The sequence below is a fragment of the Burkholderia sp. AU30280 genome (assembly GCF_020420125.1).
Lineage (GTDB): Bacteria > Pseudomonadota > Gammaproteobacteria > Burkholderiales > Burkholderiaceae > Burkholderia.
Window position 1 is genome coordinate 101,773 of sequence record NZ_JAIZRY010000021.1, and the last position, 6,401, is coordinate 108,173.

Below are 6,401 nucleotides of genomic sequence, written 5' to 3' on the forward strand. Positions count from 1 at the left end.
CGCATGCATGACGAAATCGACGGCGGCGCGTCCTCCGCGCCGGTGTGGCCCGCGTTCGCCGACCTGATGTCGGTGCTGCTCGGTGCGTTCGTGCTGATCCTCGTCGGCGTGATCGGCATGCAGCTTCAGCTCACGTCGAAGCTCGAGGAAGCCGTGCGCGCGCGGCAGCTCGAAGCGCAGCAGCGCAAGTCGCTCGAGCAGGCGCTCGCCGGGCCGCTCGCGGCTGGCCGCGTGACGTTCGTGAACGGCCGCATCGGCATCAGCGGCAACGTGCTGTTTGCGCTGAACTCGGACCAGTTGCAGCCCGCGGGCCGCGACCTGCTGAAGACGCTGGCCGCGCCGCTGGGCGCTTACCTGAAGACGCGCGACGAGATCCTGATGGTCAGCGGCTTCGCCGACGACCAGCAGGTGCATGCGGGCAACCGCCTGTTCGCGGACAACTGGGAGCTGTCGGCCAAGCGCGCGTTGACGGTCACGCGTGCGCTGATCGACGCCGGCGTACCGGCGTCGTCGGTGTTCGCGGCCGCGTTCGGCTCCGAGCAGCCGGTCAGCTCGAATGCGGACGACGAAGGCCGCGCGAAGAACCGCCGCGTGGAGATCGCGCCGGTGCCGCGCAAGTCCGCGTCGAACGGAGGGAAGGCGCAGTGATCGGCGACGCGACGCACGTCCGAGCGATGCTCGACGCATGGCGCGAGCAGGGCGCCGACCGGCTCGATCCGGTGCGCTTTCACCGGATCGACGCGCTCGAACGGCGTGCGGCCGCGCTCGAAGGCGACGCACGCGTGTTGCTCGACGCGCGTCTGGCGACGTTGCTCGAAGGCTTCGCGGAGGTTGTCGCGCGCGCCGGTGAACCGGCAGCCGCGAGCGGCGCGGCGGATGCGCCCGCGCGCGGCGCGCTGGCGGAACTCGTCGAGCGGCTCGCGCGCGATGCGCAGGCCGACCGGCGTGGGCTCGATCCCGAGCTGGTCGACTACTTCCGCTCGATGTGGTCGAAAGTCCGCACGGAACAGCAGTACCGTCAGTCGCTCGACCAGGTGCCGCGCAACGCGGGGCCGCTCAATTCGAACAGTCTCGTGCACCGGTCGCTCGCGACGATGCGCGAGTTGTCGCCGGCTTATCTGCAGCAGTTCCTGTCGTATGTCGACGCGCTCGCGTGGCTCGAGGATCTCGCCGGCGGCGGCGCGCAGCCCGAGAAGGAAGCGCCGCGCGCGAAGGCGGTGAAGAAGGTCGCGCGGAGCAGGAGCCGCTAGCGCGCGACCTCGTGCGCCGGCGATCCGGACTCGCTACATCGACACCACGCCCGATGTCGTCGCGTTCCGATACCGGGCCGCGCTGATGAACTTCGAAAAGCGCTCGCACCAGATCACGACCGACGTGTACTGCGCGGGGTTCACGTCGGCGGGAAGCGGCACGACGAAGTTGCCGAACGTCTTCAGGTCGGCCACGCGCACGGCGCGCGCCTTGATCGCGAGGAACGACGCGCGGGTATCGACGAATTCCGGCACGAGATAGATCTTGTAATCGGGCCCGGCGCGATGTCGCCTTCGAAGGCGATCGACGAGTCGGTGATGGTCAGCTTGCCGTCGGCCCAGTGCAGCGCGTCACTGCCCGGCAGGCCGCGTTCGAAACGGCCGGTATGACGCGCGCTTTCGGCGGCCACCTGCAGTTCGACGGCGCTTGCGCCTTCCGGTGCCGTCAGGATCGGAAGGACGTAGATGCCTGCCGCGAATGCCACGAGCCCCGTCGCGAAATGCGACGCGATCAGTATCCAGATTCTGGTTTTCATGTGTCGGACCCCATGAGCGGAAACAGAGGGTGGCGCAGGGCCACGACCCTGTAGTCGCGCGAGCCGGCAAAATCTGACACCCGGGCGGCATTCATTTGCGCATGCCGTATCCACAGGGCAGGGCGCCCGGCAGCCGCATGGCGGCACGATGTCGAAAATTTTCCGCCGGCGCGTGTCATCTTTGCGCTCGCGGTGCGACTCACTCTCCGTCGACAACGTCGTCGACGCTCAGGAGAGATCAGATGAACAAGCTTGCCCTGTATGTTCTCGCGACGGTTGCCGCGACTGCTTCCATTTCCATTTCCGCATGGGCCGCGCCGGAGTCCACCGTGACGCGCGCGGACGTCACGGCCGAACTGGCCGCCGTGCGCGCGGCCGGCTACCGTCAGACCGGCGAAGACCCGCACTATCCGGCACGCCTCGCTGAAGCGCTGACGAAGATCGGTTCGACTGGCCCGTCGACGGCCGATACGAGCGGATACGGGACGATGTCGCCGGCCGCGAGCGAATCGGGCTCGGTTGCCCGCGAGCTGTCGATCTATCGTGGACGATGAGCCGGCCAGGACATGACGCCTGTCGACGGGCGTCATGTCCAATTATTACGGACTGCGATGTGTTTTAGGATTCACGACGTCAGCGTGACGGATCGCCTTGCGCAACTGCCGCGCGCAGCGCGTGCAACGCATCAACCAGCGCGGATGCGAACGACGGATGCGTGGCGATGCCTGCCGCGTCGAGTTGACTGCCGAGCACCGGCAGCGTGATCGACGCGCGTTCGACGATGTGCGCCGACATCACCGCCAGCGTTTCCCGCAGCGCCGCGTCCGCATGTGTCGCGCGCGGCGACGCATTCAGCACCGCGACCGGTTTGTACACGAACGCTTCGCATCCCACGACCCAGTCCAACGCATTCTTCATGACGCCCGTCACGCCGTGTGCGTATTCCGGGCTCGCGATCAGCACGCCGTCGGCCGCGTTCAGGCGCTCGATCAGGTCGCGCACGGCGGCAGGCGACGGGTATTCGGTATCAGGATTGAACAGCGGAAATTCGCCGAGACGATCGAAGCGCACGATGCGCATGCCGCTCGGCGCGACGAGCGCGGCCGCATCGAGCAGCGCGGCGTTGTACGACTGCGCGCGGAGGCTGCCGCACAGCGCGACGATGTTGATGTGACGGGTGGGATCGGTAGCCATCGGTGAGTATTCGGGACGCGATGCGTGGGGCGGACGCATTATCGCACCGGCGCGTGATTGCCGCGGGATCCGATCGCAAGCACCAGAATCGCGGCATCGATTCTGTCGGCCCTGGGCATCTTTTGAGGAATGGTTCGCTCATGAAGCGCTGGAGCTGTCTGGCAAGTGTTGGCGTCACGGTGTCGATGAGCGCTCGCGCCGGTCCTTCTTCCAAACATGACGAGGTCTTGCACCCGCCCGGCGATGCGGACCTGCAGGCCGTTCTCGCGGAGATTGCACGGGCGTCGGGTCGAGCGTATTCCGGACTGTCCGGCGCGCACCAGTCTCTTGTAAAACGTGACGAGTAGTCTTCGCGATCGATGGTTGGCAATGCCAACGGGATACGACAGTACCCGCTATCGTGCCGATCCCGCTGCCATGTCGGTCATCCCGGCCGCAAGCGCGAATGCTTCGAGGTTCCATCCCGTGCCGAGCATCAGCCGCCGCGTATGCAGCGCGCCGTGCACGTCGTCGGCGACGGTTTCGCCGAGATAACGCAGCGCCCGCCCGTCGATATCGACGAAGCCGTGCCGGTAGTCCTGCGCGAGCGCCGTCCACAAGCGCGCGGCGCCGACCGACTGGCGCGCGCCGCTGATCAGGCACAGGCCCGCGTCGAGCGCCCAGCGATACAACGTCGTCGCGAGGCCCTTGCGTTGCGCCGAGCCGCGCAGCCGCGTATGCGGCGCGCGCAGGTAGCGGTCGGCGCGGCGCGGGATTTCAGGCAGGCGGTTGAACACCGTATAGCCGGCGAGCTGGCGCGCGGCCGGATCTTCGACATACAGGAAGTACTCTCCGTCCGCCTCGCGGTGGCGGACGATCAGGCCGGAGCGGCCGAGCGCGACGGCCGGCAGGCCGTGCAGGCGATGGCCTGGCTGGTGGAGACGCGCGTAGAGCGTGTCGAGTTCATCGTCGATGTCGTGCTGGGAATGCTGTACGTCGATACGCATGGCAAAGGTCGCCCGTCCCGGGCGGTCCGAGAAAGTGGTTCATCGCAGAAGGGAAAAGGAATGGCTGCGGCCCCCGGCTCGGCGAAGCGAACCGGGGCCGCGAATCAGCTGGGGATGTGCTGGAAACCGGCGGCGATCGCGGCGAGGCCCGCGATGCAGAGTGCGAACAGGATCAGGACTTTGTGGATCACGTCTCTCTCCTCATGAATGCGCGGCGCCGAAGGGCGGCATCGCGGAGACGGTGAGCGGCGGGCACGGCCCGCGCGGCCGTCGTGCGGGACGACGGTCGAAGGTCCGGGCGGCAGCGCGCGGGTCGGGCGCCGTGTCGCACGCGGACGGCCAGCACCATACGCGACGCGATCGGGTCGGGCAATCGGACTAGGGGAGAAAAGCGACGAATCGCGGGGATTCGGGGTGTTTCGCGACGATTGGTCGCAAGGGGGACGCACATTCGCCCGCGCGAGCAGGAAGTGCGTTCCGGCATCACACGCGTGTTTTTGTTGCGTGCTCACGACAATGCAGTCGCTACATCGATTCGGCCGCGAAACGTCTCGCTCACACGCCCGCTGGTTGGCGAGATTGTCAATAAGGAGTGTGAACGATCAATTCGGGATAGGAGGAATGGAGAGGGCGGCCCTCCGGGATGAAGTGAGAAAACCCCGCGTTCGATTGACGCTGGCAAAGCGCTGATATGCCCGATTTCTGCTTGTTTGAGCGGCTTCGTCATCAAGCGGTTGATGGGGGGCCGATCACGGGACGGCTACGGATATCGAATTATCTCAAATATCAGGGGTGTTTTTTTAAAATCAATTCCAATTGTTAAATAGTGGCGTGGAATTGCGAGCCACTCTGGTCTGCACTCGACTCTGATGCGCGAGAAACCGAGGCGTACCTACCCGGAAAGTCGATTGCGGCCATTCCGGAGCGACGCGACTTTATCAATTCCTGACAATGTACTGACAAATGTTTCGATATATTTCGGCGGGAGAGACCAATCAAGTTAGCTACGACCTGAGTGACGAAAAGGCGGGGAAATTCGGGCGCGTCGATCCCGGCGTTGCCAACCTCTTCGTTACCTGTCGCGGCGTTCCGAACTTATTCGCCTGGTGCGTAAAAGCACGCCCGCCGTACCATGAACAAGAACCAATATCGTCTGGTATTCAGCCGCGTACGTGGCATGTTGATCGCGGTCGAAGAGACGACCAGCTCGTCGGGGAACCCAAGCCGTGGAGAAGCCGTCCACGTTGCACAGCCGCCGCGCGTAGCGGTGAGGTTCGCGCTGCGCCACGCGGCGTTTGCGGTGCTGCTTGCGGCGGGCGTGGCGCCACGCTGGGTGCAGGCACAGGTGGTGGGCGCAGGGGCGAATGCACCGTCGGTCGTGCAGACTCCGAACGGTTTGCCACAGGTCAATATCAACAAGCCTAGCGGGGCCGGTGTTTCGCTGAATACCTATTCCCAGTTCGATGTGCAGAAACCCGGCGTGATCGTAAACAACTCGCCGGTGATGACGAACACGCAGCAGGCCGGCTATATCAACGGCAACCCGAATTTTGGCGCACACGATGCAGCCAGAATCATCATCAATCAGGTCAACAGCAACAACCCGTCGCAATTGAGGGGGTATGTCGAGATCGCCGGCCAGCGGGCCGAGATGATTATTTCGAACCCGTCTGGTCTGGTGGTCGATGGTGGCGGCTTCATCAACACGTCGCGCGCCATTCTCACGACCGGAACCCCCAATCTGAATGCGGACGGATCGCTGGCCGGTTTCAACACGACGCGCGGCCTCATTACGGTGCAAGGCGCCGGCCTGAATGCGAAGAACGTCGATCAGGTGGATCTGATTGCCCGGGCCGTTCAAACCAATGCGGCCATTTACGCGAACAACCTGAACGTGGTGGCCGGCGCGAATCAGGTCAATCACGACACGCTTCAGGCGACCCGAATTCAGGGTGAAGGCGCCGCGCCGGCCGTCGCAATCGATGTCGGTCAATTGGGCGGCATGTACAGCAACCGGATTTTCCTGGTCGGCACCGAGGGCGGTGTCGGGGTTCGGAACGCCGGCACGATCGCAGCCGACGCGATGGGCCTGACGCTGACGACGGCCGGCCGGCTGGTACAGTCCGGCAAGGTGAGCTCGCTCGGCAACGTCGTGGTATCGGCCGCGGGCGGGGTCGAGAACAGCGGCACGACCTATGGCCAGCAGTCTGTTGTACTGAATACCGGTGCCGACGTAGTGAACACCGGTACGCTCGCCGCACAGCACAACGTGGGCGTGAATGCCGGTTCGCTGAATTCAACCGGTACACTCGGCGCGGGCGTGAACAATGACGGCTCCGTCGCACACAGTGGCGACCTGAACCTGACGGCGTCCGGCCAACTGACCGCGACCGGCCAGAATGTCGCGGGCGGCAATGCATCGCTGACGGGCGGCA

At 65.1% G+C, this 6,401-nt stretch carries 6 protein-coding genes and 1 pseudogene; 4 read left to right on the plus strand and 3 right to left on the minus strand.

All coding sequences use genetic code 11. The features are described 5' to 3' along the window. The first annotated feature begins 3 nt into the window (after positions 1–3). Both LGN17_RS34305 and LGN17_RS34310 read left to right on the plus strand, forming a co-directional pair. Positions 4–648 (plus strand): OmpA family protein, encoded by a 645-nt coding sequence (locus tag LGN17_RS34305; RefSeq protein ID WP_175954149.1) that lies wholly within the window; start codon positions 4–6, stop codon positions 646–648. Then, positions 645–1,250 carry a DUF2894 domain-containing protein gene (locus LGN17_RS34310; protein WP_226201266.1) on the plus strand — a complete coding sequence of 202 codons (606 nt, stop codon included), beginning with the start codon at positions 645–647 and terminating at the stop codon, positions 1,248–1,250. Before LGN17_RS34305 ends, LGN17_RS34310 begins: the two co-directional genes overlap by 4 nt. Before the next feature lie 33 nt (positions 1,251–1,283). Here the strand turns inward: LGN17_RS34310 and LGN17_RS34315 are convergent. Further along, positions 1,284–1,786, minus strand: a pseudogene (locus tag LGN17_RS34315) (DM13 domain-containing protein). A 242-nt stretch (positions 1,787–2,028) separates the two neighbouring features. On the opposite strand from LGN17_RS34315, the gene LGN17_RS34320 reads away from it, so the two are divergent. Then, positions 2,029–2,340: a DUF4148 domain-containing protein gene (locus LGN17_RS34320; RefSeq protein ID WP_226201267.1), complete on the plus strand. Its 312-nt coding sequence runs from the start codon at positions 2,029–2,031 to the stop codon at positions 2,338–2,340. Positions 2,341–2,419: 79 nt separating this feature from the next. Here LGN17_RS34320 and LGN17_RS34325 read toward each other — a convergent pair whose 3' ends face one another. Both LGN17_RS34325 and LGN17_RS34330 read right to left on the minus strand, forming a co-directional pair. After that, positions 2,420–2,980, minus strand: a complete 561-nt coding sequence (locus tag LGN17_RS34325) for an NADPH-dependent FMN reductase (protein WP_226201268.1) — start codon at positions 2,978–2,980, stop codon at positions 2,420–2,422. 395 nt (positions 2,981–3,375) lie between these two features. Further along, complete coding sequence (locus LGN17_RS34330; protein WP_226201269.1) at positions 3,376–3,966, minus strand: histone acetyltransferase; 591 nt, start codon at positions 3,964–3,966, stop codon at positions 3,376–3,378. A gap of 1,132 nt (positions 3,967–5,098) precedes the next feature. On the opposite strand from LGN17_RS34330, the gene LGN17_RS34335 reads away from it, so the two are divergent. After that, positions 5,099–6,401, plus strand: a 1,303-nt coding sequence (locus tag LGN17_RS34335) for a filamentous hemagglutinin N-terminal domain-containing protein (RefSeq protein ID WP_226201270.1), incomplete at its 3' end; no start/stop codon positions are given.